At 72.6% G+C, this 26,612-nt stretch carries 27 protein-coding genes; 11 read left to right on the top strand and 16 right to left on the bottom strand.

What is annotated here, in order from left to right:
* Positions 1–100 precede the first annotated feature (100 nt).
* Positions 101–1,576, top strand: a complete 1,476-nt coding sequence (locus KZI27_RS19155; RefSeq protein WP_222658835.1) for an APC family permease — start codon at positions 101–103, stop codon at positions 1,574–1,576.
* Positions 1,577–1,591: 15 nt separating this feature from the next.
* Here KZI27_RS19155 and KZI27_RS19150 read toward each other — a convergent pair whose 3' ends face one another.
* Complete coding sequence (locus KZI27_RS19150; protein WP_222658834.1) at positions 1,592–2,353, bottom strand: LysE/ArgO family amino acid transporter; 762 nt, start codon at positions 2,351–2,353, stop codon at positions 1,592–1,594.
* Positions 2,354–2,423: 70 nt separating this feature from the next.
* On the opposite strand from KZI27_RS19150, the gene KZI27_RS19145 reads away from it, so the two are divergent.
* On the top strand, positions 2,424–3,350 hold the full coding sequence (locus KZI27_RS19145; protein WP_222658833.1) for a LysR family transcriptional regulator ArgP: 927 nt from the start codon (positions 2,424–2,426) through the stop codon (positions 3,348–3,350).
* 49 nt (positions 3,351–3,399) lie between these two features.
* Here KZI27_RS19145 and KZI27_RS19140 read toward each other — a convergent pair whose 3' ends face one another.
* Both KZI27_RS19140 and KZI27_RS19135 read right to left on the bottom strand, forming a co-directional pair.
* A complete protein-coding gene (locus tag KZI27_RS19140) occupies positions 3,400–4,179 on the bottom strand; it encodes an Fpg/Nei family DNA glycosylase (RefSeq protein WP_222658832.1) in 780 nt (259 codons plus the stop codon).
* Positions 4,172–8,950, bottom strand: coding sequence for a DEAD/DEAH box helicase (locus KZI27_RS19135; protein WP_222658831.1), 4,779 nt, complete (start codon positions 8,948–8,950; stop codon positions 4,172–4,174). The genes KZI27_RS19140 and KZI27_RS19135 overlap by 8 nt, the downstream gene beginning before the upstream one ends.
* Before the next feature lie 161 nt (positions 8,951–9,111).
* Between KZI27_RS19135 and KZI27_RS19130 the strand changes: the two genes are divergently transcribed.
* Positions 9,112–9,768: a PadR family transcriptional regulator gene (locus tag KZI27_RS19130; protein WP_222658830.1), complete on the top strand. Its 657-nt coding sequence runs from the start codon at positions 9,112–9,114 to the stop codon at positions 9,766–9,768.
* A 122-nt stretch (positions 9,769–9,890) separates the two neighbouring features.
* On the opposite strand, the gene KZI27_RS19125 is transcribed toward KZI27_RS19130, so the two are convergent.
* Positions 9,891–10,508, bottom strand: a complete 618-nt coding sequence (locus KZI27_RS19125) for an alpha/beta hydrolase (protein WP_222658829.1) — start codon at positions 10,506–10,508, stop codon at positions 9,891–9,893.
* Positions 10,509–10,581: 73 nt separating this feature from the next.
* On the opposite strand from KZI27_RS19125, the gene KZI27_RS19120 reads away from it, so the two are divergent.
* Positions 10,582–11,124, top strand: a complete 543-nt coding sequence (locus KZI27_RS19120; RefSeq protein WP_222658828.1) for an NUDIX hydrolase family protein — start codon at positions 10,582–10,584, stop codon at positions 11,122–11,124.
* A gap of 99 nt (positions 11,125–11,223) precedes the next feature.
* Here KZI27_RS19120 and KZI27_RS19115 read toward each other — a convergent pair whose 3' ends face one another.
* Entirely contained in the window at positions 11,224–11,433 is a 210-nt protein-coding gene (locus KZI27_RS19115; RefSeq protein WP_123311664.1) for a CsbD family protein, read from the bottom strand.
* Between the two features lie 144 nt (positions 11,434–11,577).
* On the bottom strand, positions 11,578–13,182 hold the full coding sequence (locus KZI27_RS19110; protein ID WP_222658827.1) for a DEAD/DEAH box helicase: 1,605 nt from the start codon (positions 13,180–13,182) through the stop codon (positions 11,578–11,580).
* Positions 13,183–13,470: 288 nt separating this feature from the next.
* On the opposite strand from KZI27_RS19110, the gene KZI27_RS19105 reads away from it, so the two are divergent.
* Positions 13,471–14,304, top strand: coding sequence for an endo alpha-1,4 polygalactosaminidase (locus KZI27_RS19105; protein WP_222658826.1), 834 nt, complete (start codon positions 13,471–13,473; stop codon positions 14,302–14,304).
* Positions 14,305–14,417: 113 nt separating this feature from the next.
* On the opposite strand, the gene KZI27_RS19100 is transcribed toward KZI27_RS19105, so the two are convergent.
* From KZI27_RS19100 to KZI27_RS19090, 3 genes are all read right to left on the bottom strand, one after another.
* Positions 14,418–14,777 carry a GntR family transcriptional regulator gene (locus tag KZI27_RS19100; RefSeq protein WP_228511368.1) on the bottom strand — a complete coding sequence of 120 codons (360 nt, stop codon included), beginning with the start codon at positions 14,775–14,777 and terminating at the stop codon, positions 14,418–14,420.
* A 10-nt stretch (positions 14,778–14,787) separates the two neighbouring features.
* Complete coding sequence (locus tag KZI27_RS19095) at positions 14,788–15,360, bottom strand: DUF1684 domain-containing protein (RefSeq protein WP_222661499.1); 573 nt, start codon at positions 15,358–15,360, stop codon at positions 14,788–14,790.
* Positions 15,361–15,491: 131 nt separating this feature from the next.
* Positions 15,492–15,974 carry a hypothetical protein gene (locus KZI27_RS19090; RefSeq protein WP_222658825.1) on the bottom strand — a complete coding sequence of 161 codons (483 nt, stop codon included), beginning with the start codon at positions 15,972–15,974 and terminating at the stop codon, positions 15,492–15,494.
* Positions 15,975–16,047: 73 nt separating this feature from the next.
* On the opposite strand from KZI27_RS19090, the gene KZI27_RS19085 reads away from it, so the two are divergent.
* On the top strand, positions 16,048–16,815 hold the full coding sequence (locus KZI27_RS19085; protein ID WP_222658824.1) for a carbonic anhydrase: 768 nt from the start codon (positions 16,048–16,050) through the stop codon (positions 16,813–16,815).
* Positions 16,816–16,818: 3 nt separating this feature from the next.
* On the opposite strand, the gene KZI27_RS19080 is transcribed toward KZI27_RS19085, so the two are convergent.
* Positions 16,819–17,451, bottom strand: a complete 633-nt coding sequence (locus KZI27_RS19080) for a GNAT family N-acetyltransferase (protein WP_222658823.1) — start codon at positions 17,449–17,451, stop codon at positions 16,819–16,821.
* A gap of 97 nt (positions 17,452–17,548) precedes the next feature.
* On the opposite strand from KZI27_RS19080, the gene KZI27_RS19075 reads away from it, so the two are divergent.
* Together KZI27_RS19075 and KZI27_RS19070 are read left to right on the top strand one after the other, a co-directional pair.
* Positions 17,549–18,154, top strand: coding sequence for a hypothetical protein (locus KZI27_RS19075; RefSeq protein ID WP_261783982.1), 606 nt, complete (start codon positions 17,549–17,551; stop codon positions 18,152–18,154).
* 66 nt (positions 18,155–18,220) lie between these two features.
* Positions 18,221–18,523 carry a DUF427 domain-containing protein gene (locus KZI27_RS19070; RefSeq protein ID WP_111083501.1) on the top strand — a complete coding sequence of 101 codons (303 nt, stop codon included), beginning with the start codon at positions 18,221–18,223 and terminating at the stop codon, positions 18,521–18,523.
* Positions 18,524–18,569: 46 nt separating this feature from the next.
* On the opposite strand, the gene KZI27_RS19065 is transcribed toward KZI27_RS19070, so the two are convergent.
* The 6 genes from KZI27_RS19065 to KZI27_RS19040 all read right to left on the bottom strand — a co-directional run bounded on the left by KZI27_RS19065 (position 18,570) and on the right by KZI27_RS19040 (position 23,744).
* Positions 18,570–19,829 (bottom strand): Nramp family divalent metal transporter, encoded by a 1,260-nt coding sequence (locus KZI27_RS19065; RefSeq protein WP_222658822.1) that lies wholly within the window; start codon positions 19,827–19,829, stop codon positions 18,570–18,572.
* Positions 19,830–19,905: 76 nt separating this feature from the next.
* Entirely contained in the window at positions 19,906–20,601 is a 696-nt protein-coding gene (locus KZI27_RS19060) for a CGNR zinc finger domain-containing protein (protein ID WP_222658821.1), read from the bottom strand.
* 47 nt (positions 20,602–20,648) lie between these two features.
* Positions 20,649–21,140, bottom strand: coding sequence for a SprT-like domain-containing protein (locus KZI27_RS19055; RefSeq protein ID WP_222658820.1), 492 nt, complete (start codon positions 21,138–21,140; stop codon positions 20,649–20,651).
* On the bottom strand, positions 21,137–21,967 hold the full coding sequence (locus tag KZI27_RS19050) for a hypothetical protein (protein WP_222658819.1): 831 nt from the start codon (positions 21,965–21,967) through the stop codon (positions 21,137–21,139). The genes KZI27_RS19055 and KZI27_RS19050 overlap by 4 nt, the downstream gene beginning before the upstream one ends.
* Positions 21,968–22,093: 126 nt before the next feature.
* The gene (locus tag KZI27_RS19045; protein ID WP_222658818.1) at positions 22,094–22,786 is read right to left on the bottom strand and encodes a hypothetical protein; all 693 of its coding nucleotides are present in this window, start codon (positions 22,784–22,786) and stop codon (positions 22,094–22,096) included.
* 115 nt (positions 22,787–22,901) lie between these two features.
* Positions 22,902–23,744: a spermidine synthase gene (locus KZI27_RS19040; protein WP_123311686.1), complete on the bottom strand. Its 843-nt coding sequence runs from the start codon at positions 23,742–23,744 to the stop codon at positions 22,902–22,904.
* Between the two features lie 143 nt (positions 23,745–23,887).
* Here KZI27_RS19040 and KZI27_RS19035 point away from each other — a divergent pair, with 143 nt between their 5' ends.
* Genes KZI27_RS19035 through KZI27_RS19025 form a run of 3 tightly spaced genes read left to right on the top strand, consistent with a single transcriptional unit; the run spans position 23,888 to position 26,333 of the window.
* Entirely contained in the window at positions 23,888–24,448 is a 561-nt protein-coding gene (locus KZI27_RS19035) for a hypothetical protein (protein WP_222658817.1), read from the top strand.
* Positions 24,445–25,686 (top strand): sensor histidine kinase, encoded by a 1,242-nt coding sequence (locus KZI27_RS19030; protein WP_222658816.1) that lies wholly within the window; start codon positions 24,445–24,447, stop codon positions 25,684–25,686. The genes KZI27_RS19035 and KZI27_RS19030 overlap by 4 nt, the downstream gene beginning before the upstream one ends.
* A complete protein-coding gene (locus KZI27_RS19025) occupies positions 25,683–26,333 on the top strand; it encodes a response regulator transcription factor (RefSeq protein ID WP_222658815.1) in 651 nt (216 codons plus the stop codon). The genes KZI27_RS19030 and KZI27_RS19025 overlap by 4 nt, the downstream gene beginning before the upstream one ends.
* Positions 26,334–26,612 lie beyond the last annotated feature (279 nt).

Below are 26,612 nucleotides of genomic sequence, written 5' to 3'. Positions count from 1 at the left end.
GCGCCGGACGGACGCCACGCGTCCCCGCTGTTTGCGTGCCGGGGTGGTACACCAGTAATCTCGCGGGGTCCGCCGCCCAGCCGATGACGGGATCCACCCCATGGCAACGAAGCTCCGCATCAAGTCGATCGAGGCCTCACTGGCCGACTCCGAGGAGCAGGGCCGGTCCCTGAAACGCTCCCTGAAGACGTTCGACATCGCCGCGATGGGCATCGCCGTCGCGGTCGGTGCCGGCATCTTCTCGGTCGGAGCGAACGCCGCCGCGAACTTCGCCGGACCGGGCGTCATCATCTCGTTCCTGCTCGCCGCCGTCACCTGCGGCCTGGCGATCATGTGCTACGCCGAGTTCGCCTCGACGATCCCCGTCGCCGGCTCCGCGTACACGTTCACCTACGCCACGATGGGCGAGCTGCTCGCCTGGATCGTCGGCTGGGACCTCATCCTCGAGACCCTCACCGCCAGCGCCGTCATCGCGAAGTACTGGGGCATCTACCTCAGCACCGCGTTCGGGGTGTTCGGCGTGGACCTGCCCGACACGATCCAGCTCGGCTCGATCCCGTTCACCTGGGGTCCCGTCCTGATCGTCGGCATCTTCACCGTGCTGCTCGCCTTCGGCACCCGCTTGTCGTCCCGGGTCTCGGCGGTCATCACGATCATCAAGGTCGCCATCGTCGTGTTCGTCATCGTCGCCGGTGCGTTCTTCGTCAAGGCTGCGAACTTCACCCCCTTCATCCCGCCGGCCGAGCCGGCCAAGGGCGCCGAGGGCAGCGTCTGGACCCAGTCGCTCGTGTCCTGGTTCACCGGTGCCGAGCCTGCCCAGTACGGCGTCTTCGGGCTGCTCGCCGCGGCGTCGCTCGTGTTCTTCGCGTTCATCGGCTTCGACGTCGTCGCGACCAGCGCGGAGGAGACCGAGAACCCGCAGAAGACGCTGCCGCGCGGCATCTTCATCGGCCTGGGCATCGTGACGCTGCTGTACGTCGGCGTCAGCATCGTCATCACCGGCATGGTCTCGTACCAGCGTCTGGCCCAGGAGGACGCGCCCTCCCTGGCGTCGGCGTTCGACATCGTCGGACTGCCGTGGGCCGCCGGCATCATCGCCATCGGCTCCCTGATCGGCCTGACGACCGTCGTCATGGTGCTGCTGCTCGGCCTGTCCCGCATCGTCTTCGCGATGAGCCGCGACGGTCTGCTGCCGCGCTGGTTCTCGAAGACGAACCCGAAGACGCAGACGCCGGTCCGCGTGCAGGTCGTCGCGGGGATCGTCGTCGCGCTGCTCGCCGGTTTCACCGCGGTCGACAAGCTCGAGGGCATGATCAACATCGGCACCCTGTCGGCCTTCGTGCTGGTGTCGATCGGCATCATCGTGCTCCGCAAGTCGCGCCCGGACGCCCCCCGTGCCTTCCGGGTGCCGTGGTCCCCGGTGATCCCGATCCTGTCGGCCGTGCTGTGCTTCTGGCTGATGCTGAACCTCGAGGTCGAGACCTGGCTGCGCTTCGTCGTCTGGCTCGTCATCGGCTTCGCGATCTACTTCGGCTACAGCCGCCGCAACAGCCGCGTCGGCAAGGGCATGCAGTAGGGGGTCCTGCGCCTCCTACGCGCCGACGACCAGCAGGACGCCGAACGTCAGCATCACGACGGCGACCAGGCCGTCGAACACCCGCCACGTCAGCGGCTTCGCGAACAGCGGCCGGAGCAGTCGCCCGCCGAACCCGAGCGCACCGAACCACAGGCAGCTCGCCGCGACGGCTCCGACGGTCCAGAGCCAGCGGTCGTCCGGGCCCTGCTGGTTCGCGACGGACCCGAGGAACACCAGCGTGTCCAGGTACACGTGCGGGTTCGCCCACGTGAAGACGAGCGTGGTCGCCACCGCCGTGCGCATGGTCACCGCCTGGCCGGGAGGCGCGGTGCGTGTCCGCCCCGCCGCCACCGTCCCGGGCCGGGCGGGTCCACTGCCCGCGGCCGGCTCCGGTACGCCGTCGTCCGACGCCTGGTCGGCGACGCGAGTCGCGATGGTCACGTCGTCCGCCGCCTCGTCGGCCACGCGCATGGCGTCGCTCGACGGCCGCAGTGCCCGTCGCGCGGCGAGCACGCCGTAGGTCACCAGGAACGCGGCCCCGACGAACCGGACCACCAGGAGCGCCACGGGGAACCGGTCGACGACGGCCCCGACGCCGAGCACCCCCGCGACGATGAGCACGGCGTCCGACACCGCGCACACGACGACCGCCGCCGCGACCACGCGCAGGCCCGAGCTGACCGCCAACCGGAGCAGGTAGGTGTTCTGCACGCCGATCGCGACGATCAGGGCGAGTCCGGTGCCGAGGCCGGCGAGCAGGGGGAGGAGTGCGGTCACGTCGACGACGCTAGGCCCGGCCACGCCTGTAGACCAGCTCACGTTCCTTCAGCACCGTAAGCTGCACTACATGGTCCGGTTCCAGCGTGAGCACCTCGAGACCCTGTTGGCAGCGGTCGACCACGGCACACTCGACGCGGCTGCCCGAGCGCTGGCGATCACCCCGTCGGCGGTCTCCCAGCGGATCAAGTCGATGGAACAGCAGGTCGGCCGGGTCCTGCTGCAGCGGACGACGCCGGTGGCACCGACCGCCGACGGTGCGGTCGTGCTCCGACACGCACGCCAGGTGCGGTTGCTCGACGACGAGACCGCTCGGGCACTCGGTGAGACCGACGCCCACGGAACGGGGGCTGCCATGCCGTCGATCCCGCTCGCCGTCAACGCCGACTCGCTCAGCACGTGGTTCCTCGACGCCCTCGCACGCGTCCGCGCCGACACCGAGGTGGTCTTCGACCTGCACCGCGAGGACCAGGACCGCACCGCCGAACTGCTGCGCGCCGGCACGGTGATGGGCGCCGTGACCGCCGAGGCGGATCCCGTGCAGGGCTGCTCGTCGGTGCCGCTCGGCATCGACCGGTACCGGGCCGTGGCATCGCCGGCGTTCGTCGGCCGCTACCTGGCCGACGCCGACACCGAACGACGCATGCTGAGTCGCCTCGACCGGGTGCCGCTCGTCGACTACGACCGCGACGACGACCTGCAGCAGGGCTACCTCCGCCGGGTGCTCGGCCACGCGCCCGCCGGTCCACGCCACTTCGTCCCGACCTCGGCCGACTTCGCGCGGGCGGTCTCGCTCGGCTTCGGGTGGGGGATGCTGCCCGAGGCGCAGTGCCTCGGTGCCCTGGCACGGGGCGAGCTGCTCGAGCTCGCCCCGACGCGCCGGGCGGACGTCGCACTGTGGTGGCAGCGGTGGAACCTGGCGTCGCCGTTGCTCGAGCGGGTGAGCGACGCCGTGCGGTCGACCGCGGCCGAGTGGCTGCATCCCGTCTCCCGGTGATGCGAGCCGTGCCTGTGCCCGTGCCCGTGCCCGAGACCGCGCCTGCGGCTCAGGTCTGGCAGCGCGGACACCAGTAGGTGTCCCGCAGGGTGAGTTCCGAGTCGCCGAGGTCCCCGCGCCGGATCCGGGTGCCGCACCGCAGGCACGGCTTGGCCGCGCGTCCGTAGACCCAGAACCGACGCCCCGGGCGGTCGATCCCCGTCGTCACCCGGTGGCTGCGGTCCCGGTTCGCCAGGATGAGCCGGCTGGCCAGGGCGATCGTCCGCGCGGGTTCGTGCACCTCGGCCACGGGCCTCGTCGGCAGCACCCCGCGCAGGAAGCAGAGCTCGTTGCGGTAGACGTTGCCGAGGCCGGCGAGCACCCGCTGGTCGAGCAGTGCCAGGCCCACCGGACGCGCAGGGTCCCGCGTCAGGTTCTCGAGCGCCAGGTCGGCGTCCCAGTCGGGGCCGAGCAGGTCCGGACCGAGGTGTCCGACGACCTCGGACTCCTGGTCGCGGGGGACCACCTCGAGCACCCCGAGCGTGAACCCGACGGTCGAGACGTCCTCGGCGTCGAGGATCGCGCGTGCCTGGTGCGCCGGACGTCGCCAGCGCTCACCGGGGGCGTAGACGTCCCACCGCCCCTCCATCTTCAAGTGTGAGTGCACGGTCAGGTCCCCGATCCGGTGCAGCAGGTGCTTGCCGCGGGGCACGACCTCGTCGACGGTGCGACCGACCAGGTCGACGGTCGCGAACGCGGGCACCCGGAAGTCGCTGCGGGTCAGGACCTTGCCTGCGAGCGCCGTGTGCAGCCGGTGCGCCGCCCGGTAGACGGTGTCGCCCTCAGGCACGGAGCCGGAGTCCCTGCGGGGTGGCGGTGAAGCCGGCTTCGCCCAGCGCGGTGCCGAGCGGGGTCCCGAGGACGAACTCGCCGTCGACGCGTTCGACCGCGAGCTTCCGCAGGCCCGTCCGCACGGTGCCCGCGATCGACGCGGCCGCGACGGCGAGGTCGGCGGGGTCGTCCGTGAAGGTCAGTACCGACTTGCCGCCGCGCTCGACGTACACCGCGAGCCGGCCGTCGACGGTGGTGACGAGCGCTCCGGCCTTGCGCCCGGGCCGGTGGCCGCGGGAGCCGGTGGTGGCCGGTGTCGGGGTCGCCGGTGATGCCGATCCGGCCGTGTCGGCGGCCGTGTCGTCCGCGTCGCCGGCGGCCCGGTCCTCGGACGGCCAGGGCAGCGACGCACCGTACGGGTTCGCGGGGTCGGTCGCCGCCAGGGTCAGTGCCTCGCGCTTCCGGTCCGGGTCGACGCGCTCGTCGTCGTCGAGGTCGCGTGCGTAGGTGCGGAGCCGGTCGATCGTCGGCCCGGTGGCGAACTGTGCGGCGCCGAGGCCCTCGATGAAGTACCCGCGGCGCGCACGCCCGGACTCCTCGAACCGCGACAGGACCCGGTACACGCCGGCGAAGCCGCCCCGGACGCCCTCGACCTGCACGGCGCCGCGCGTGACGACCCCGTACCGCTCGAGTAGCTGTTCGGCGGTCGCGGCGGCCCGCAGGGTCGAGTCGGACTCGGCCAGCGGGAGCAGGGACCAGCGGCCGCCGACGGACGGTGGACCGGACTGCGTCGGCATCGTCGGACGTCGGCGCCCGCGGTACGCACGGGCCCGCGGGGCACTGCTGCTCTTCGCCTTGCCACCGAGCATCGAGCGGAGCGGCGCGAACGTGTCGTTCGTGATCTGTCCGGCCCAGACGAGGTCCCACAGCGCCGTCGTCAGGGCCTGGTCGTCCGTGCTGCCGACCGCCTGCCCGAGCTGGCGGAAGAAGTACGCACCGCCGCCGGCCAGGGCACCGAGCACGTCGCGTTGCAGCTCGGTGGTCTCGTCGCCGGAGGGCTCGGCGAGCGTCGTCGACGCCGTCTCGGCCAGGTGCAGGCGCACCCACCCGTCGTTGCCGGGCAGGGTCCCGCCACCCGACCACAGGACCTCGCCGGTGGCGGTGAGTTCGTCGAGCATGTTCGTGGAGTAGTCGGTCACCCGCGCGGGCAGCACCAGGGTCTCCCAGGCGCTCGCGGGCAGCGCGACCCCGGCGAGCTGGTCGATCACCTGCAGGACGCCGTCGACCCCGCGAAGGCCGCCGCGGGTGCCCGGGGTCTGCACGTGCTGCCAGGCCGGCAGGAACCGCGCCAGGGTGTCGGGGGACACCGGCTCGACCTCGTGCCGGAGCGCGGCGAGGGACTTCGTGCGGATCCGCCGCAGGACCTCGGCGTCGCACCACTCGGCGCCCTGACGATCCGGCCGGAACTCGCCCTCGACCACACGACGGTCGGCCACCAGGCGGCGCAGGGTGTCCTGCACCACGGCGATCCCGAGGCCGAGTCGGCCGGCGGCTTCCTGTGCGGAGAACGGCCCGTGCGACCGGGCGTACCGGCCGACCAGGTCACCGAGTGGGTCGGCGACGGGTTCGACGAACGCGGTCGGTACACCGATCGGCAACGGGACCCCGAGCGCGTCGCGCAGGCGCGAGGCGTCCTCGATGACGGCCCAGCGGGTGGCTCCGGCGTGCGAGAACGACAGGACGCGGCGGTCCCGTTCGAGCGCGGTGAGCACCGTCTGCACCTCGGTCGCAGCGGCGGAGCGGTCGTCCGACGCCGCCAGCCAGCTCCGGTCGACGGCTTCGTCGAGGTCGAGCGCGCCGACGAGCCGCAGCACGTCGACGAGCCCCTCGGCGTCGCGGGCGCGACGGTCCGGTGACAGTCGCTGCAGGTCCTGCTCCACCGAGGCGATGACCGCCGGGTCGAGCAGCTCCCGCAGCTCGGCGCGACCGAGCAGCTCGCCGAGCAGCGTCGAGTCGAGCGAGAGTGCCGCCGCCCGGCGTTCGGCGAGCGGGGAGTCGCCCTCGTACATGAACGCGGCCACGTACCCGAACAGGATCGAGCGGGCGAAGGGCGACGGGGTCTCGGTCTCGGTCTCGACCAGGCGGATGCGACGACCGGCGATCTCGTCGGCGATCCCGAGCAGGGCGGGCACGTCGTAGACATCCTGCAGCACCTCGCGCACGGTCTCGAGCACGATCGGGAACGACGGGTACTTCCGGGCCACCTCGAGCAGCTGCGAGGCCCGCTGCCGCTGCTGCCACAGGGGCGATCGCTGCCCGGGGTTCCGCCGGGGCAGCAGCAGGGCGCGCGCCGCACACTCGCGGAACCGCGCGGCGAACAGCGCTGACCCGCCGACCTCGTCGGTGACGAGCGCTTCGAGGTCGTCGCGCTCGAACACGAACAGGTCAGCACCCGGCGGTTCGGCGTCGGTCTCGGGGATGCGCACCACGATGCCGTCGTCGGCGGCCATCGCGTCGCCGTCGATGCCGTGCCGTTCGCGCAGCCGCGCCGCGACCGCCAGGGCCCACGGTGCGTGCACCTGCATGCCGTACGGCGAGTGCAGGATGAGCCGCCAGTCGCCGAGTTCGTCGCGGAAGCGCTCGACCACGAGCGTGGTGTCGTTCGGCACGTGGCCGGTGGCCGCGCGCTGGTCGCGCAGGAAGGTCAGCAGGTTCGTGACGGCGCGCTCGTCGAGGCCACCGGCGGCGACCCGGGCGCGGGCGTCGTCGTCCGAGGAGCCCTCGACCTCGCGCACGAACGCCCCGGTCGCACGACCGAGTTCTGCGGGGCGGCCGATGCCGTCGCCCTTCCAGAACGGCACCCGGCCGGGCTGTCCGAACGCCGGGCTCACGATGACCCGGTCGTGGGTGATCTCCTCGATGCGCCAGCTCGTCGCACCGAGGGCGAAGACGTCGCCGACGCGCGACTCGTAGACCATCTCCTCGTCCAGCTCGCCGACGCGCGACGCCTTCTCGCCGACCATGAACACGCCGAACATGCCGCGGTCCGGGATCGTGCCGCCGCTCGTCACCGCGAGGCGCTGGGCGCCGGGGCGTCCGGTCAGGGTGCCGTGCACGCGGTCCCACACCAGCCGCGGGCGGAGTTCGGCGAACTCGTCGCTCGGGTACCGTCCGGTCACCAGGTCGAGCGTGGCGTCGAACGCCGAGCGGGGCAGGCCGCTGAACGGGGCGCTGCGTCGGACCAGGTCGAACCAGTGCTCGACGTCGACGGTGTCGATCGCCCCGGCCGCGACCGTGTGCTGCGCCAGGACGTCGAGGGGGTTCGCCGGCACCGAGATCGACTCGATCTGCCCCGTGACCATCCGTTCCACCGTGACCGCACTGTTGACGAGGTCGGCGCGGTGCTTCGGGAAGAGCACCCCTCGGGAGATCTCGCCCACCTGGTGCCCGGCACGGCCGACGCGCTGCAGGCCGCTCGCGACCGAGGGCGGTGCCTCGACCTGGACGACGAGGTCCACCTCGCCCATGTCGATCCCGAGCTCGAGCGAGCTCGTCGCGACCACGCACCGCAGCCGACCGGACTTCAGGTCGTCCTCGATGATCGCGCGCTGGTCCTTCGACACCGAGCCGTGGTGGGCTCGGGCGAGCACGGGCACTGCAGTGTCCGAGCCGCCGCCACCGGTCTGCCCGGACGCGCCGATCACCTGCGCCGGCGGTCGCTTCGCGCCCTGGGGTGCGACCGCGTGTGCCGAGGTCCGCGCGGGTGACTGCGGGCGACCCCGCGCCACCGGCAGCCCGTCGTCGGCCGGCGAGGCCCCCGCCGGGACCAGCGCGTCGGCGGCCTCGGCCGGAGCCGACGCAGCGAGGACGCGCTCTTCGTGGATCTCGTTGAGCCGCGCGGTGAGTCGCTCGGCCAGACGCCGCGAGTTCGCGAACACGATCGTCGACCGGTGCTCCTCGACGAGGTCGACCACGCGTTCTTCGACGTGCGGCCAGATGGAACCGTTCGACGGTGCGTCGGACGCGTCCGCACCGACCGGTGGAGCACCGAGCTCGGCCATGTCGTCGACCGGCACGACGACCCGCAGGTCGAAGGTCTTTTGCGCCGGCGGGGCGATGATCGTCACCGGCGCCCGACCCCCGAGGAACCGCGCGACCTCTTCCGGCGGTCGGACCGTTGCGGACAGCCCGATGCGCTGCACGGGCTTGTCGAGCAGGTCGTCGAGGCGCTCGAGCGAGACGGCCAGGTGTGCCCCGCGCTTGGTCGAGGCGACGGCGTGCACCTCGTCCACGATGACGGTGTCGACGTTGACCAGGGTCTCGCGTGCCTGCGAGGTGAGCATGAGGTACAGCGACTCGGGCGTCGTGATGAGGATGTCCGGCGGCTGGCGGAGCAGCCTCTGCCGGTCCGAGGACGGGGTGTCACCGCTGCGCACCCCGACGGTGACCTCTGGTGGTTCGGTGCCGAGCCGCCGGGCCGTCTGCGTGATCCCGACGAGCGGGCTGCGCAGGTTCCGCTCGACGTCGACGCCGAGGGCCTTGAGCGGCGAGACGTACAGGACCCGCGTGCGCTGCTTGGCCGGTGGGCGATCCGTCGCGCTGATGAGCCGGTCGATCGACCACAGGAACGAGGCCAGGGTCTTGCCGGAACCGGTCGGTGCGATGACGAGTGCGTGCTGTCCCGTCGAGATGGCGTCCCAGGCGCCCGCCTGTGCCGGGGTCGGGGCGTCGAACGCGCCCCGGAACCACTCCGCGGTCGCGGGGGAGAAGCGCTCGAAGACGTCCGTCATGGTCCGCCCATCCTGCCCGGCACCCCCGACAGCAGGCCCAGTGCGAGGTACCCCTTGACAGAGCGACACTTAGCGATCTATCGTAAACACATCGCGATACGACGAAGACGAAACCAGTCAGACCGGTCGCGAGCCGACTCAGCACCAAGGAAGGACGCACCATGCGCCCCATGCACGACGACAACGACAGCAACCACCACCCGCGCGGCCCCCGGTTCGGCGGCGCGCGGCAGCACCACGGCGCCGGCTTCCCCGGCCGCGACCGCGGTGACCACGAGCACGGCGGCCGAGGCGGCCGTGGCTTCGGCCCGGGCTTCGGGCCGGGCATGGGCTTCGGCCCTGGCTTCGGTGGCTTCGGCGGACCCGGCTTCGGTCGCGAACGCCGCCGCCGCGGTGACGTCCGTCTCGCGATCCTCGGCCTGCTGGCCGAGGGGCCGCAGAACGGCTACGCCGTGATCAAGACCATCGCCGAGCGCACCGGCGGCGCGTGGAAGCCGAGCCCGGGCTCGGTCTACCCGACCCTCCAGCAGCTCGTCGACGAAGACCTCGTGGTCTCGTCGGGCGACGGCCGCAAGACGCTCTTCGAGCTCACCGACGCCGGCAAGGCCGAGGCCGAGGCGAAGGCCGACGAGATCGCGGCGGCACTCGACGCGGCGCCCGGGATCCCGGACGCGCAGCGCGAGTTCTTCGAGGCGCTCCGGAAGACCATGGGCGTCCTGCAGATGTACCGCACGACCGCGACGGAGGACCAGGCCAAGGCCGCCACCGCCAAGGTCGACAAGCTCCGCAAGGACCTGCTGCAGATCCTCGCCGACTGACGGACAGGGGGCCCGGTGCCAGCCCGCCCCGTGCCTCCCGTCCACATCGTGAGCAGCAATGGTCGAGTCCGCACGTCGGACCCGACCATTGCTGCTCACCGAGCGCGCCGAACCCCGCGCCCCTACCCGCCGATGAACGCCGCCACGTCCGCCAGTTCCGCTGCCGACACCGCGTGCGGCAGCCCTTCGTACGTCCGGTCCGTCACGGTGGTGTTCGCCGCCGCCCACGCCTGCGTGCGCGCGGTGGCCTCGGCCGGGATCACCGGGTCGAGGTCGCCGTGCCCGAGGAACACCCGCGGTCGGACGTCGGCGACGGCCTCGTCACGCGAGTCCGTCGCCCCCGGCACGACGAACCCGGAGAGCGACACCGCGAACGCGAACGCAGCCGGTCGCGCACGCAGCAGCTGGAGCGCCATCGACCCGCCCTGCGAGAACCCGAGCAGCCCGATCCGCGGGTGGTCGGCGGCGACGGAGTCGATCCACGCGAGCACCCCGGCGGCCGCGCCGTCGACGGGCTCGAGTGCAGGGGAACCGGGTGTGCCGAGCGGGTACCAGCTGAACCCCTGCCCCCACGGCATCGGTGCCCGCAGCGACGCCATCGTCCAGGCTGCCGGCAGCGCGGGGGCGAGTCCGAGCAGGTCGTGCTCGTTCGACCCCACGCCGTGCATGGTCACGAGCAGCGGGGTCCCCGCGCGTTCCTCCGCGGGACGCGTCCACTGCACCAGGTCTGCATCGATCATGTGGACAACGCTAACCGTCCCCAAGTCCCGCGCCTTCCGCCGAACTCGACGCCGTCCCTGGTAGACACGGTGCATGGCCTCGTTGCAAACCCCCGACCCCGACTCCGGCTGGCTGTCCGACGAGGAACTCGCCAACGCGCGTCGTCGACTCCCCATCTGCTACGTCGAGGCGATCCCCGTCCGCACCGACGGGCTCGGCGTCGTGACCGAGGTCGGGGTGCTCCTGCGCGTGGCCCCGAGCGGTTCGATCGTGCGCACCCTGGTGTCCGGTCGTGTGATGTTCGGCGAGTCCATCCGCACGGCGCTCTTCCGCCACCTCGAGAAGGACCTCGGGCCGATGGCGTTCCCGCAGCTGCCGTCGAGCCCGACGCCGTTCACCGTGGCCGAGTACTTCCCGCTCCCCGGCGCCTCCGTCTACACCGACGAGCGGCAGCACGCGATCTCGCTGGCCTACGTCGTCCCGGTGACCGGCACGTGCGAGCCCCGGCAGGACGCCCTCGAGCTCACCTGGATGACCCCGATGGAAGCCGCGTCCGACGGTGTCGCCGACGACATGGAGGGTGGCCGCGGTGCCCTGCTGCGCGCGGGCCTCGCGTCGGTCGGCGCGCTCGTGTGACGACCGGCCCGGTACTCGAACAGGCAGCACCCGGACACGACGAAGCCCCCGGATCCGATCTGATCCGGGGGCTTCGCAGCGCGGTGCTGGACCGGCTTGTTACTTGGTGTCGCGGTCGTTCTTGAGGCTGTCGGCGACGCCGGAAGCGGCGTCCTTGACGTTCGTACCCGCCTGCTTGGTGTCGGCCTTGACCTGATCGGTCTTGCCCTCAGCCTTGAGGTGGTCGTTGTCCGTCGCGTTCCCGACGGCCTCCTTGACCTTGCCTGCCGCCTTCTCAGCGGCGTTCTTGATGTCTTCGATCCCAGCCATAGGCACTCCTTCCAACAGCGGACGTTTCCCCGTCAGCCGCTCGCGCGGCATCCGGTGCAGGAGAACCTACGCCCGTCGCGGTGGTGGGCTCGCAGCCGGCCTCAAGGTTGTCCCCCGCGGGTCAGCGCGGCCGGGTCGGGCAGGTCAGTGGCGGTCTGCAGCGCCGGCCGGACGGGAGGCGCGGCGCGAGGAGCCACGACGGCCCCCGCCCGACTCCTGGCCGGCTCCACGGCCCGCGGCGTAGCCGCCGTCCGAGGACCAGACCGCCGACGACCCACCGCGCACGGTGTCGCTGCCGGCGCGACGGCTGCCGCCGCTGCGGCGACCGCCCGTCGAGCCCGCACCCGCCGCAGCGGAGCGACCGGCGCCCTCGGACCGCGCGCCACGAGCCGGACGGCCCTGACGGCCCCCGGCCGAACCGGCGGACTCGGAAGCCGAGCCGGAGCGCGCGGGCTGACCCGCGCCTCCCGGACGACCGCCGCGACCACGACGACCGCGGTCACCGGCGGAATCGGCGGAACGCTGCTTGGGCTGACGCTGCTGCTGTGCGGGCTCCTCGGCGACGTGGCGGATCGGGGCGATCTCGCCGACGAGCGTGGTGACCGCCGGCGACGTCGCGGTGACCTGCTGCGGGGTGACCTTGATCGCGGCGGCGCGCATCATCTGCGCGACGTCGCGACGCTCGGCGGGCATCGTCACCGTGACGACGTCACCCGACGAACCGGCGCGGGCGGTACGGCCCGAGCGGTGCAGGTACGCCTTGTGCTCGGTGGGCGGGTCGACGTGCACGACGAGCTCGACGTTGTCGACGTGCACACCGCGGGCGGCGACGTCGGTGGCGACGAGGACGAGGGCCTCGCCGGACGAGAACTTCGCGAGGTTCCGCTCACGGGCGCCCTGCGACAGGTTGCCCTGCAGGTCGACGGCCGGGATCCCCTGGCTGCTGAGCTGCTTGGCGAGGCGCTTGGCGTGGTGCTTCGTGCGCATGAAGAGGATGCGGCGACCGTTGCCCGAGGCGAGGGTGCTCACGAGGTGCTTCTTCGCGTCGGCGTCGGCGACCTCGAACAGGTGGTGGGTCATCGCCTCGACGGGGCTGTTCGCCTCGTCGACGGAGTGCATCACCGGGTTGTGCAGGAACTTCTTGACGAGCTTGTCCACGCCGTTGTCGAGCGTGGCCGAGAACAGCAGTCGTTGTCCGTTCTCGGGGGTCGCCTGCATGATCTTGGTGACACCGGGCAGGAAGCCCATGTCGGCCATGTGGTCGGCCTCGTCGAGGACGGTCACCTCGATGTCGCCGAGGTTCACGTGACCCTGCTGCATGAGGTCGGCGAGCCGGCCCGGGCAGGCGACGACGACGTCCACGCCGCCGCGCAGGGCGTCGACCTGACGGCCCTGACCGACGCCACCGAAGATGGTGGTCGTGTTCAGGCCCATGGCCTTGGCGAGCGGGGCGAGGGCGACGTCGATCTGGGTCGCGAGCTCACGCGTCGGGGCGAGCACCAGGGCGCGGGGGCGGCCGGCGCGGCGCTTGCGGCCGCTGGCTGCGAGACGGGCGACGAGCGGGATCGCGAACGCGATCGTCTTGCCGGAGCCGGTGCGGCCACGGCCGAGGACGTCCTTGCCCTGCAGGGAGTCGGGGAGCGTGTCCTCCTGGATCGGGAACGCGGTCTCCTTGCCCTGGTCGGCGAGGACGGCGACCATCGGCGCGGGGACGCCGAGGTCGGAGAAACGGAGGTCATTGGTGGTCATGGTGACCTTTCGAGCCGGATGAGACCGGCTGTGGGCGCGCTCTGAGGCAGCGCGCGGGCGGGATGCGCGCCAACAGAGGTGGCTGGCGCAGTCGCCGCAGCAGAGAAGCCTGGGCACCTTCGGGAGGTGCTCGATCATCGACCAGAGGATCGGTGGAACGTGGTCGGGAGTTCGGGGCGTCCGTACGACGCACGAGACGATCGGCGTCTCGAGTACCACCAGCATAGCGCGTGCACCCCGCAGAACCCAGGACCGGGCAGTTCGACGTGCGCATGCGAGAATTCCGGGGTGCGCACGCGAACCGTCCTGATCACCACCGCGATGGCCCTGGTGGCCGTCCTCGGCACGGCCGGCTGCGCCGAGGCTGCTCCGACCAGCGCTGCGGCGAGCTACCGCAACCTGCCGACCTCGGGACGCCCCGACTACCAGCTCGGCGGCTCCTACACACCGCCGTCCGGCGTGACGATCGTCGAACGGGACAGCACCGCGAAGCCCGCGAAGGGCACGTACGACATCTGCTACGTCAACGGGTTCCAGACCCAGCCCGAGGCGGCTCGCACGTGGACGAAGTCGTATCCGTCGGCGATCCTGCGTGACCAGGCCGGCAAGCCGGTGTCCGACCCGGGGTGGCCGGACGAGATGCTGCTCGACACCCGGACGGCGGCGAAGCGCGCGCTCATCACGAAGGTGATCGCGAAGACCGTCGCCCGGTGCGGCGCCCGCGGGTTCGACGCGGTCGAGTTCGACAACCTCGACTCGTGGACCCGCAGCGGGAAGCGGCTGACCCGTGCCGGCAACCTGGCGCTCGCGAAGTCGCTGGTGGCCGCCGGACACCGGCACGGCCTGGCCGTCGGGCAGAAGAACACGCCGCAGCTCGGGGCGTCGGGGCGGAAGCAGACCGGGTTCGACTTCGTCGTCGCCGAGGAGTGCGTGCAGTACCGGGAGTGCGCGGCGTACACGAAGGTCTACGGCGGGCGGGTCATCGACGTGGAGTACTCGGACACCCTCGAGCGCTCGTGGGGCTCGGTCTGCAAACTGAAGAGCCGCCCGGCCATGACGATCCTGCGGGACCGTGACCTGGTCACCCCGAAGGACGACGCGTACGTCTACGAGCGCTGCTGAGCGCGGGTTCCTTCCCAGAACGCCCGCGATGGAACGTCGAATCGGGCGTACTGGGTCGGAACTTCCGACCAGGTACGCCCGGAAGCACCAGGTACGCCCCGGAAGCCCCGCGCCTACGCGGGCCAGGCGTCCTTGAGTGCGGTGGCCGCCTGGTCCGCCGACAGACCCGCCGCGCGGGCAGCGGCCGCCAGGGCACGTGCGGCGTCGGCGACCGCGTCCGGCACCTCGGCCGGCCGCACCACGCGCGTCCCGGCGCCGCGCGCGGTGTGCACGAGCCCGGCCTCCTCGAGCAGCTGGTAGGCCTTCGCGACCGTCCCTGCGGCGAGTCCGAGTTCATCGGCCAGGCCGCGCACGCTCGGCAGTCGTTCGCCGTCGACGAGGTACCCCGCACCGATCTGCGCCGCGATCTGCGAACGGACTTGCTCGAAGGGCGGCACGCGTCCGCCGGCGTCGAGTGCGACCAGACCTGTCATGCGTTCCACCCTAGAAGTCGTACTGCTCGCCGACCGGGATCGGCACCGGCACGGTGTTGCCGGGAGGCGCGAGCGGGCACGCCCACGCCGGGTCGTACGCGCACGACGGGTTGTACGCGAAGTTGAAGTCCAGCACGAGCGAGTCGGCGTCGTCGCCGCCGAGGTCCGAGCCCTTGATCGTGTCGAGCAGGTAGCGTCCGCCGCCGTACGTGCCGCGGGCCTTGCCGGCGCTGGAGTCCTTCACGGGGACGAACAGGCCGCCCGCGTAGCCGCCGTGCGACCAGACGTCGAGCGTGCCGACGCCCGGGACCGTCACGACGCCGAGGCGGTCGAAGTGCACGGTGCCGTCGGTTCCGGTCTCGTAGTCGAACGCGGCGGCCTCGGCCGGTTCGATGCGGACCTGGAACCGCCAGGCGGGGTCGTAGTCCGGCACGGGCAGCGACTCGAAGTCGTGGGCGTCCTCGTCGAGGAGCGGCGACGCGGGGTGCTCCGCGAACATCGCGTCGCGGGTCTCCCGCCACAGCGCGTGCGCCGTCTGGGGGTCCGGCGTCGCGCGGACACGGCGGTACAGGTCGAACGTCATGCGCCGCCAGTCCACGGTCGCCAGCGTGCTGCGCACACGGTCGTCGGTCGTCGGCTCCTGGGGGCGCGTCTGGCTCACGTGGTCGAGGCTACGCCCGCTCCGCGGTGGACGGGAGGCCCGACTCGCCTCGGTCAGGCAGCATCCGTCCGCCAGGTGGGCGCGAGCGCACGCATCCGGTACGCCCGCCACTGCCAGATGACCCACATTCCCGGCCACAGCAGTGCGCCGAGGGGCCACGGCCGCATCCGGTAGGTCAGGCGGTCGATGAGCAGCGTCCGGTCGCCAGGAGCCGGCACGACCGCCATCCGGTGGCGCATCGTCATCCGGCCGAACAGCCCGCTCGTACCACCGCCGTTGTCACGCTGCACGGGGACGCCGTCGATCTCGTACAGGTCGAGGTCGACGTGCGTGTCGCCGCTCGGCACCAGGCCGAACGCGCTCGCGGTGATGGGGTGCGGGCGCCCCGGTTCCCACCGCTCGGGGAACCCCTCGGCGCTGCGCGAGCGGTACACCAGGAACGGTTTCGTCACCGCGACCATCACGGACGGGGACAGCAGGGCGTCGCGCACGGCGGCCACCGGCGCGTCGAGGACGATCCGGATACCGACGTGCATGACGAGGACCCTACGCTCGCGGCCACAGCCGCTCTCGGCAAATGTGAAATACGAGTATGTGAGTGTGTACAGCATGCGAACCACTCATCACCGCCTCCCTCTGATCGCCGCCCCAGCCGTCCTCCTCGTCCTCGCCGGCTGCGCGGCCGGAACACCTCCCGAGGCCGACGCGCACGACGCCGGCACGTCGTGGTCGTACGAGGGCGCCGGGTCACCGGAGCGCTGGGGCGCCCTCGCCGACGAGTACGGCACCTGCGGCGCCGGCGAGCGGCAGTCCCCGATCGACCTGCCGGCAGCTCGCGGTGGCGCCGACCTCGACCTCGTCGGCTCCGGCGCCGTCCGGGGTCTGACGGCGGACAACGGGCACACCGTGCAGTTCACGGCCGGCGACGGCGCCTCGACGACCATCGCCGGCGAGGACCTCGACCTGGTGCAGATGCACTTCCACGCGGGTTCGGAGCACACCGTCGACGGCGAGCCGGCCGACGCGGAGTTCCACTTCGTGCACGCCGACGGCCGCGGCGACCTGACCGTCGTGGGGGTCCTCGCCGAGCGGGGCACGCACAACCCCGCCTACGAGAGCTACCTCGCCGGGGCGACGGCGGGGGCCGGCCGCGAGAGCACGGTGGACATCGAGGCGATGCTGCCGGCAGTCAGGTCGTTCGCGACGTACGAGGGCTCGCTCACCACGCCGCCGTGCACCGAAGGCGTGCGGTGGATCGTGCTCGAGGAACCGATCGAACTCGGCGCCGACCAGCTCGCCGACCTCGAGGCGGCGCACGTCGAGAACGCGCGTCCGGTCCAGCCACTCGGCGACCGGACCGTCCGTCACACGCTCTGACGGTCAGGCGTGCCGGGCGGACCGGCGGCGGGACCCCTCGGCGCGGTCGTGCTGCCGGAGCCGCTCGGCCAGGGACAGCCGGACAGCCGGCCACTCCGACGCGATGATCGAGAACACCACGGTGTCGCGGAGTGTGCCGTCGCGGCCGATCGAGTGGTTCCGCAGGACGCCGTCCTGCTTCGCGCCCAGGCCGGCGATCGCAGCGCGGGACTGGTGGTTGTGCCAGTGCGTGCGGAACTCGACCGCGATGCACTGCCAGGCCTCGAACGCGTGGGACAGCATCAGCAGCTTCGACTCGGTGTTGATGCCCGACCGCTGCGCCGACTTCGCCAGGAAGGTGCTGCCGATCTCGACGTGCCGGTTGCCCGGGTCGATGTTCGTGAAGGTCGTCGAACCGACCACGCGACCGGTCGGACGGTCCCGCACCGCGAAGGGCACCATGCGGCCGGCCTCGTGCTCGGCGAGACGCCGGTCGATCTCGTCCTCGACCTGGGCCGGCGCGGGGACCGAGGTGTACCAGGTCCGCCACAGATCGCCATCGGTCACCGCTGCCCGCAGGTCGTCCGCGTGCTCCTGCGAGAGGGGCTCGAGCGTCACACGGTCGCCGGTCAGGGTGGGCGCGGGGGCGATCTCCATGGAAGTGCATCCTACGGTCGTCGACCCTGGCGGAGCCTGTCGGGACGGTCACCCTGTGGAGAGGGACAGCATCGTCCGGACGGCTATCGTGACGGACGTGGCAGAACGCACCCAGGAGCAGTACCAGGTCCGGTTCGCGTGGGGAGCCGGCGGGGCCGCACGCATCGCGCACGGCGCACACCTCGTCGTCTGGGTGGACGTCCTGCCGGGCTCGCCGGACACGGCGGCGCAGCGCCGCGCGCTCCGGAACGCGACCGCCCGGGTACCGGACGGTCCGGAGGTCGTACTCGGCCACCTCGGCAACGCGACCGCGATCGCGGAACGGGTGACGGGCCTCCAGGCAGAACGCGGCGACCGCTGCGTCGTCGCCGTCGTCGCCGCCGGGCTGCACCACGTCGGCGCCCTGGACGACGCGGCCGAGGCCGCCGGCGAAGCCGTCGACGTGCCCGACGCCCCCGACTTCGCGGTCGAGGACCTGCTCGCGGCCGGCGCCGTCGTCGACGCGCTCGCCGCAGTCGGGATCGACCACACCGCGCCGGAGGCGGCCGCCGCCTGCGCGGCGTACACGGGGCTCCGACGCGCGGTGAAGCACCTGGTCACGGCGTCCGAGAGCGCGTCCGTCCTCGGACGCGAACACGTGCACGCGGCACTCGCCGTCGGGCCGGACCTGGTCGTCCTGCGGGAATCACGGGGCCGGGCGTAGCGTTCGGGCGGACAGGGCCGGCGCGCCGTCCAGGCCGTCCGGCACCAGTGAGCGAAGGAGCAACGCATGAAGGCAGTCGTCGGCGACACGGTGATCGCGGAGGCCCCGGAAGAGGACCTCATCAAGATCGAGGGCAACTGGTACTTCCCGCCGTCGAGCGTGAAGTCCGAGCTCTTCACCGAGAGCCCCACCCAGTACCACTGCCCGTGGAAGGGCGACACGCAGTACTTCACGGTGAACGTCGACGGGCAGGCGCTGCAGGACCGTGCGTGGTCCTACCCGACGCCGATCCCGTCGTCGTTCGACCGGGTCGGCAAGGACTACTCGGGCTACGTCGCGTTCTGGAAGGACGTCACGGTCGTCGAGTGACGACCGACGTCGTGTCGCGCACCGCGTCGACGCGCACCGTCGGTGCTCAACCCGTCAGGGTGAGCACGATCAGCGCGACGTTGAGCGCCACGATGACCGCCGCGATCACCCACGCCACCACGCGGGTGGTCGCGGCGTTCACGTCGGGACCCATGACGCTCCGGCGGGACGTGTAGACCACCAGCGGGACGATCGCGAAGGCGATCCCGAAGCTCAGCACGACCTGGCTCACCACGAGCAGCATCGTCGCATCGGCACCGACCGCGAGCAGCACGATCGCCGGCACCAGGGTGATCACGCGCCGTGCCACGAGCGGGATCCGCACGTGCAGCAGCCCCTTCATGATCTCGGCGCCGGCCATGCAGCCGACCGAGGTCGACGCCAGCCCGGACGCCAGCAGACCCACCGCGAACAGCACGCCGACAACGGGTCCGACGTGCTCGGCGATCGCCCGCTGTGCGCCGGGGATCGAGTCGGTGTCCGCGACGCCGGGCAGCGTCGCCGCGGCGAGGACGAGCATGCAGATGTTCACACCACCGGCGACGACCAGTGCGAGGCCCACGTCCCACCGGGTGGCGACGAGCACCCGGCGGCGCTCGGGACCGGCGGGCACGTCGCCGTGCCGGTCGCGGGCCAGCGCGGAGTGCAGGTACACCGCGTGGGGCATGACCGTCGCGCCGAGCATCGACGCCGCGAGCATCACCGACTCGGAGCCCTCGAACCGCGGCACCAGGCCGCTGACGAGCTCGCCGGGGGAGACCTGGGCGAACAGTAGGCCGGCGCAGAACCCGACGGTCAGGATCGCGAGCATCGCGGTGACGACGGCTTCGAACGTGCGGGTCCCGCGGCGACTGTGCAGGGTCAGCAGGAGCATGGAGACGACGCCGGTGATGAGTCCACCGGCGACGAGCGGCAGGCCGAACAGCAGGTGCAGGGCGAGTGCGCCGCCGATCACCTCGGCGACGTCGGTCGCGGCCGCGACGATCTCGGCCTGCCCCCAGAACAGCAGCCGCGGAGTGCGGCGCATCCGCAGCCCGAGGTGCTCCGGCAGGGACTTGCCCGTGACGACGCCGAGCTTGGCGGACAGGTACTGCACGACCACGGCGCTGGCGTTCGCGGCGACCAAGACCCAGAGCAGTAGGTAGCCGTACTTCGCACCGGCGGTGAGGTTGGCGGCGACGTTGCCGGGGTCGACGTAGGCGATGGCTGCGACGAACGCCGGGCCGAGCAGGGTGAGCCCGGCGGCGCGGCGCCTCGGAGTGCCCGTGGGCTCTTCGGTGGTCCTGGCGGCGGCGGTGTCGGTCACGGCACCCAGCATGCCAGAGAATTCGGCACGCCGAATCTTTTTCTTCGCGGGTCCTCGTCGGAGGGTCGGAGGGTGGTCAGTCCGCTGCGCGCCGAGCTCGGTGCGCCCGGACCTTGGCGCGGTTCCCGCACCGCTGCATGGAGCACCAGCGGCGGGTCCCGCCCCGCGAGGAGTCGTAGAACACCAGCGCGCAGTCGTCTGCCGAGCAGCGGCTCAGGCGCGTCGGGCGGCTGTCCGCCTCGACGTCGTCGAATCCGACCTCGGTGAACAGCGCGACCGCGTCGCGCGCGACGCTGGACAGGGCCTGGGCCAGGCGGACGCGGTTGGCTCCGGCGCGGCGTCGGCCACCCGGGAGGCTCGGGGGCACGTCCGGCAGGGCGGCGAACAGGTTGACGGTGTCGATGTCGTCGGGCGCGGGGCGCGTGCGGCCGGTCCCGGCACGCAGGCCCGCCGCGACGGCGGTGCGTTCGGCCGCGGTGGTCGCCGGGCCGGGGGCCGCGGCGACGGCGAGTCGGGCGATCGCGGCGCGGAGCGCGCGGGCGTCCTGCAGTTCGCGCGCGCTCGCCCCGACGTCGATCGGCTCGGTGTGGTCGCTGAGCCACTCGTCCAGGTCCGCCGGGCTCGCGAGCAGTTCGCCGAGCTGCGACCGGGGGCGCCGGCCGTCCGGGTCGTCGGCGAACCCGCCGGTGTGCGCGAAGTCCAGGGCGATCCGACCGGCGTCGAAGAACCAGGTGGATCCGGCGTCCGTGCGGATGTGCTGCCCCGTGTGCATCCGCCCAGGCTAACGGGTTACCGGCGCGCCTCCGCGCGCCGACGGACTCATGCGGTAGTCGAGGCCACGGTCGAGGGGTCGTCCGCCGCGCTCCGACGTCGCCAGACGATCGCGTTGCGGGCATCGAACCGGCGGGAGCACTGGGCGCACGCGAGCGGACGGGTGGGCGTCCGGTAGCGGAAGTGCTCGTGTCCGGCGGGGCAGGTCCCGATCCACGGCGCGAGCTCGCTGGCGATCGGGCCGTCGTGCAGCCGCGAACCCGTGTACCCGATGGCGGCCGCGGTCCGCTTCCACTTCGGGCCGTGACCGGCGCGGGCCCCGGCGAGGGCGTGGGCGACCTCGTGCAGCAGGACCTGTTCGGCGTCGTCGTCCGAGAACCGTGCGGCGAGGTGCCGGCTGACCGTGATGCGCTTGCGGGCGAAGTCGCACTGCCCGGCGCGGGTCTTCGCGTGGTCGAAGCCGAACGCCCAGGAACCGGCGCCGAGGTGCTCCGTGATGAGTGCCTCGGCGCGGGAGCGGACCGTCTCGAGTGCGGTCACTGGTCGGCGCGGGGGTCGGCCTGGCCCTTCTTGGCTGCCCGGGCGGCGATCCGGCCCCAGATGTCGTCGGCCTCGGTGCGGGCGGCGTCCGGCGCACCGAGCACCCGGCGGCGGATCGGCGGCACCTGCTTGACCGGTTCGGCGACGCGCATGGTCGGTTCGTCGTCCTCGGCGCGGCGAGCGGCGACCTCGCGGGCCGTCCGCGGCTTGTCGGCCGCTTCGGCGGGGTGCGTGATCGAAGCGCGCATCGCGGCCTCGACCGCGGTGCGCAGGGCGTCGGTGCGCTCGGACGGCGCGCCCGCCTGCCGGAACGCCTGGTAGGCGCGGGACAGCGCGGCGCGGGCCTCTTCGAAGCGGTCGTTCTCGAACAGCGACCAGCCCTCGATCTCGGCGGCGGCGCCCTCGAGCTCCGGCCACTCCTCGGTCGCGGCGGTGTCGCGGGCCAGGGCGGCCTCGGTCGCCGCGCGCTCGTGCCGACCGAGGTCGTGCAGGATGTGCGCGCGACGGATCCGGGCGGCGACCTTGTCCTGGCGCTCCCCGGTGAACATCGCCAGGCGGAAGACCTCCTCCGCGACGACGAGCGACTCGTCGAGACGGCCGAGCAGACGGAGGAGCTCGGCGCGTTCCGCGAGGGCTTCGGTACTGCGGCTCTGACCGAGGTCGCGCAGACGCTGGTGCACGGCGTCGACGTCGACCGCCGGTCGCAGGCTGATGGGCGCGAAGGTGCTGCCCGGGCTGACCCCGGCCGTCACGGGAGCCGCGTGGCGCGGTTCACGGGACGGGTCGGACGGGTCGGGCGGCTGACGGTCGTCGGGCGGGAGGGACATCGGTTCGAGGGTAGCCGCGCTCTGCCGGGAGCGGCCGGTGCGACGCGCTCAGGCTTCGTGTCGACGGACGCAGAACGACCCGCCGTGCCGGAGCACGACGGGCCGTCCGAGCGGCTGGTCAGCGGATCAGGACATCCCGCTCGCGGCGACCGCCGCGAAGCCGATGGCGATGCCGAAGGCGATCACCGCGACCACGGCGACGATGATCGCGACGACGCCCCAGGCACGCCCGCGCTTGGTGACGGCCGCGATGATGCCCTGCACGATCGCCCACAGGCCGAGGGCGGTGCCGAGGTAGAACATGAGCGACCCGGTGACGGCGTTGGATGACGTCATCAGTTCGGTGATCTGCGAGTCGCTCGGCGTCGCTCCGCTGTTCTCCATCGAGTCGCGGAAGGCCTCGGAGCCGCCGAAGGCCTGTCCGAACAGGTACCCGCCGATGACGCCGACGACGAGCGCCGCGAGACCGACGACGAACGCCACGACGCCCAGGGTCTTCTTCTTGGCCTTCGGCTCCTCGTAGCTCTGCCACGCCGGTGACCCGGAGCTCGCGGGCGCCGCGGCGTACGGCTGCTGCCCGTACTGCTGCTGGCCGTGCTGCTGCTCGCCACCCCAGTTCGGCGTGCCCGACGGCTGCTGGCCGTACGGGTCCTGCTGCTCGCCGTACCGGGGAGCGGGCTGCCCGTACTGCGGCGTCGAGTCGCTCCGCTCGCCGTACCGCGGGGCGTCGGCGGCGGGCTGCTGCTGCGGGGCTCCGCCCCAGCTCGGCGCCTGGCCGTCGCCCGTCCGGTCCTGGTTGCTCCGGTCGTCGTTCGTCATCAGGGGATCCCATCGCTCGGTCGCGCACCTGCGCGGTCGTTCAGACCATCCTGACAGCCGCACCCGCCGAGTGCCCGGGAACGGCCTCGCGCGCCGCCCCGTCGTCGGCGTGGGATCAGCCGCCGAACACGCTCCGGTTCGGCTCCGGCGACGCCACGGCCGTCGCGTCGGTGACGATCGGGGCCCCGGCGATGAACGCCCGCAACTCCGCACCGTGGACGACCTTCGCCGGCATCGGGTCCGACGAGTACCGCCGCGGCATCTCGGCGATCGGCAGGTCGGTCGGGGAACCGAGCAGCACGATGTTCCCGAACCGACGGCCCTTGAGCATCCCGGTGTCCGCCACCGCCGCGACCGACGGCAGCACGGCCTGCAGCGTCGACGCCTGCCCACGCGCGAACGCCAGCCCCGCGCCGTCGGCGACGTTCACGGCGACGATGCCGGTCGGCGAGAGGAACGCGGCGACCTCGCGGTAGAACTCGATGCTCGTCACGTGCGCCGGGATCTGCGAGCCGCCGAAGACGTCGACCACCGCGAGGTCCACGGTGCCGCGCAGCCCGGTGGGGAGCTTGCCGAGGACCTCGCGCGCGTCGCCGTACCGCACCCGGATCGACGCGCCGCGTGGGAACGGCAGGACCTCACGGACGTGGTCCACCAGGTCGCGCTCGAGTTCGATGACCTGCTGGCGCGAGCCCGGCCGGGTCACGGCGACGTACCGGGGGAGCGTCAGTGCACCGGCGCCGAGGTGCAGCGCGGTGACCGGGCCGGAGGGCAGCAGGTCGATCGCGTGCCCGATCCGCCGGATGTACTCGAACGCCAAGTGGGTCGGGTCCTCGAGGTCGACGTGCGACTGCGGTGTGCCGTCGACGACGAGCGTGAAGGACCCGGGGCGGTGCCGGTCCGGCTCGACCACCGAGTACCCCGCACCGATCCGGAACCCGTCGAACGCATCAGCCATGCCGTCAATCGAACACCACCGGACCGGCCCCACGATCACCACCCGTGCCCCCACCCCTGGTTGGTGTGCCCGTGGACGCCCCGGAACGAGGCTGGGGTCACCGGTCGGGAACGCCCGCCGGACCACCACGAAAGGCACCCACCATGTCGGTCCAGCTCCTCGCGAACGTCCTGATCGGCGTCGCACTCGTCGGCTTCCTCGGGTACCGCCAGACGACCTGGCAGTACCTCGACCCGGCGCGCATCTGGCGCACGCCGATGATCATGGCGGTCGTCGGCGTGGTCGTCCTGGCGCAGACGTCGGCGACGGTCACCACGACCGACGTGGTGTTCCTCGGTATCGAGGCCCTGATCACCATCGGGGTCGGCCTGACGATGGGCACCATCACCCGGTTCCGCACCGTCGCCACCCCGGACCGCACGGGTCGGACGATCCAGTCCCGCACGGGCTGGCTCGGGGCGTCGCTCTGGATCGTGCTCATCGTCGTCCGCATCGGCCTCGACGTCCTCGGGGGCCACCTCGGTGCGCACCTGCTGACCTCGACCGGCACGATCCTCCTCGTCCTCGCGCTGAACCGTGCCGCCCGCGCCCTGGTGATCGACCAGCGCATCCCGCGCGGAGACCGCGGTGACCGCGGTGACCGCGGAGACCGCGGCGACCGGGCCCCCGGCGGCCGCACCACCCGCGGCATGATGGTCCGGTGACCCTGCTGAGCGGACAGGACCCGACCGACCTCCCCGGGGGTCGGTCCCGTTCCGCCACGGCCTGGGGGCTCAACGCCCTCGGTGTCGCCGTCGTCGCGTTCTGGTTCGTGAAGAACGGCCTCGAGCAGCAGCTCCCCGCGTGGGTGTGGGTGGTCGGTGCGGTGGCGCTCGCCGCGTGGGCCCTCCGCGAGTCCGGTCGGACGCAGCGGGTCCTCGTCGTCGCCGGCGTCGTGATGATCGTCGCCGGATCCCTGACGGTCGTGGCGACCGACTCGCTCTTGATCGTCCCAGTGATCGTCGGGATCGTGCTGCTCGGCGCGAACCTCCGGGTGCCGGTCTGGGCGGCAGCGGTGGCAGCGGTGGGGGCGGTCGTGGTCATCGCGGTCTGCGCCACGATCGAGCACGCCTCGGTCCAGTTCGTCCTCGGCACGAGCGGCGGGCTGTTGCTCGGCGTCCTCATCGGTTTCAGCCGCCGGCAGTTCCGGATCGCGGCCGACCGTGCGCAGCAGGCCGAGCGCGAGCAGCAGCGGGCGCAGCTCCTCGCCGACCGGTCCCGGGCCTCGCGGGACATCCACGACGTCCTCGCGCACTCGTTGGGCGGCCTCGTGCTGCAGCTCGACGCGGTCGAGGCCCTGCTCGAGGCCGGCCGGGTCGACGACGCGACGAAGCGTGCGGGCGAGGCCAGGACCCTGGCGGCGGACGGCCTGGCCGAGGCTCGTCGCGCCGTGCACGCACTGCGCGACGACGCGGGGCCCGACCCGGCCACGGCCCCGGAACCGGCCGTGCGGACGATCCCGGCCGACGTGCCGGACGCGAACCGGGCCTCCCGGACCTCCGATGACCACGTTCCGGACCGCGCCGACCTGACCGCCATCGTCGACGCCCACCGCTCCTTCGGTGGCACCATCGCGGTGCAGGGCGACGCGATCCTGGCCGCACTCGACGAGGCGCACCGCTCCGCCGTGGTCCAGGTCGTCCGCGAAGCCCTCAGCAACGCCCGCCGGCACGCCCCCGGCCGTCCCGTGTCGCTGTCCGTCATCCGCGACGGCGACGCCGTCGACGTCGTCGTGGCCAACCCGCTCACCGGCGGCGGACAGGGCCTGCTCGGGATGCACGAGCGCTTCGCGGAGCTCGGCAGCAGCGCCAGGGTCGAGGCGGAGCGGTCCGACGACGAGTTCGTCGTCGCGATGCACCTGCCGGTCGACGCCGTGGCCGTCACCGAGGGGGAGGCCTCGTGACCATCCGTGTCCTCGTCGTCGACGACCAGGCGATCGTCCGCGACGGCCTGGTGACGGTGCTGTCGCTGGTGCCGGACCTGCAGGTGACCGGTGCGGCCGCCGACGGGGCCGAGGCGATCGCGGCGGTGGACCGCGACGCCCCCGATGTCGTGTTGATGGACCTTCGCATGCCCGGCACGGACGGGCCGACGGCGACCGCGCGCATCGTCGCCGACCACCCGCAGGTGGCGGTGCTCGTGCTGACGACCTACGCGGACGACGAGTCCATCGTGACCGCGCTCCGGGCGGGTGCCCGCGGGTACCTGACGAAGGACGCCGGGCGGTCCGAGATCGCGACGGCGATCCGGGCCGTCGCGTCGGGACAGTCGACGTTCGACGCGACGGTGGGCGCGCGGCTGGTGGCGCAGCTCGCGGGTGGCGGGGTGACGGCGTCCGCGCCCGCTGTGCCGGCGCTGCGCGAGCGGTTCCCGGACCTCACCCCGCGCGAGGCCGACGTGCTCGAGCACATCGCGGCGGGCCGGACGAACCCGCAGATCGCGGCGGAGTTGTTCCTGACGGTGCCGACGGTGAAGTCGTACGTGAACCAGGTGTTCGCGAAGCTCGGGGTGGCCACCCGCGCCGAGGCGGTCGCGCGCGTCCTGCGCTGACGCTCGGTGTCCGGTACCGGCGCGTACGTGAATGCGTACACATGGACGGCCAGCGGACGCCAAGACTCGTTCCGTACCGTTCATGCGGTCGTCACGCGGAACCGCGTCGATGCGTGCGGTGCCCCACACCGCGCGCGTCCGCCCTTCCGACGTGACCACGACGTGCCGTCGAGCGCCCCCACCGCTCGACCGTGCGCGTCGCGGGTGTGCTCCGCGCGCCCCTTCCGGTCACCCGCGCGCGCTGGCCGTGATCACATCGCACCCGTCATGTAAAATACG

Source organism: Curtobacterium sp. TC1 (assembly GCF_019844075.1).
Lineage (GTDB): Bacteria > Actinomycetota > Actinomycetes > Actinomycetales > Microbacteriaceae > Curtobacterium.
Note: the sequence above shows the minus strand (reverse complement) of the source record. Positions and strands in the feature narration are given on the sequence as shown.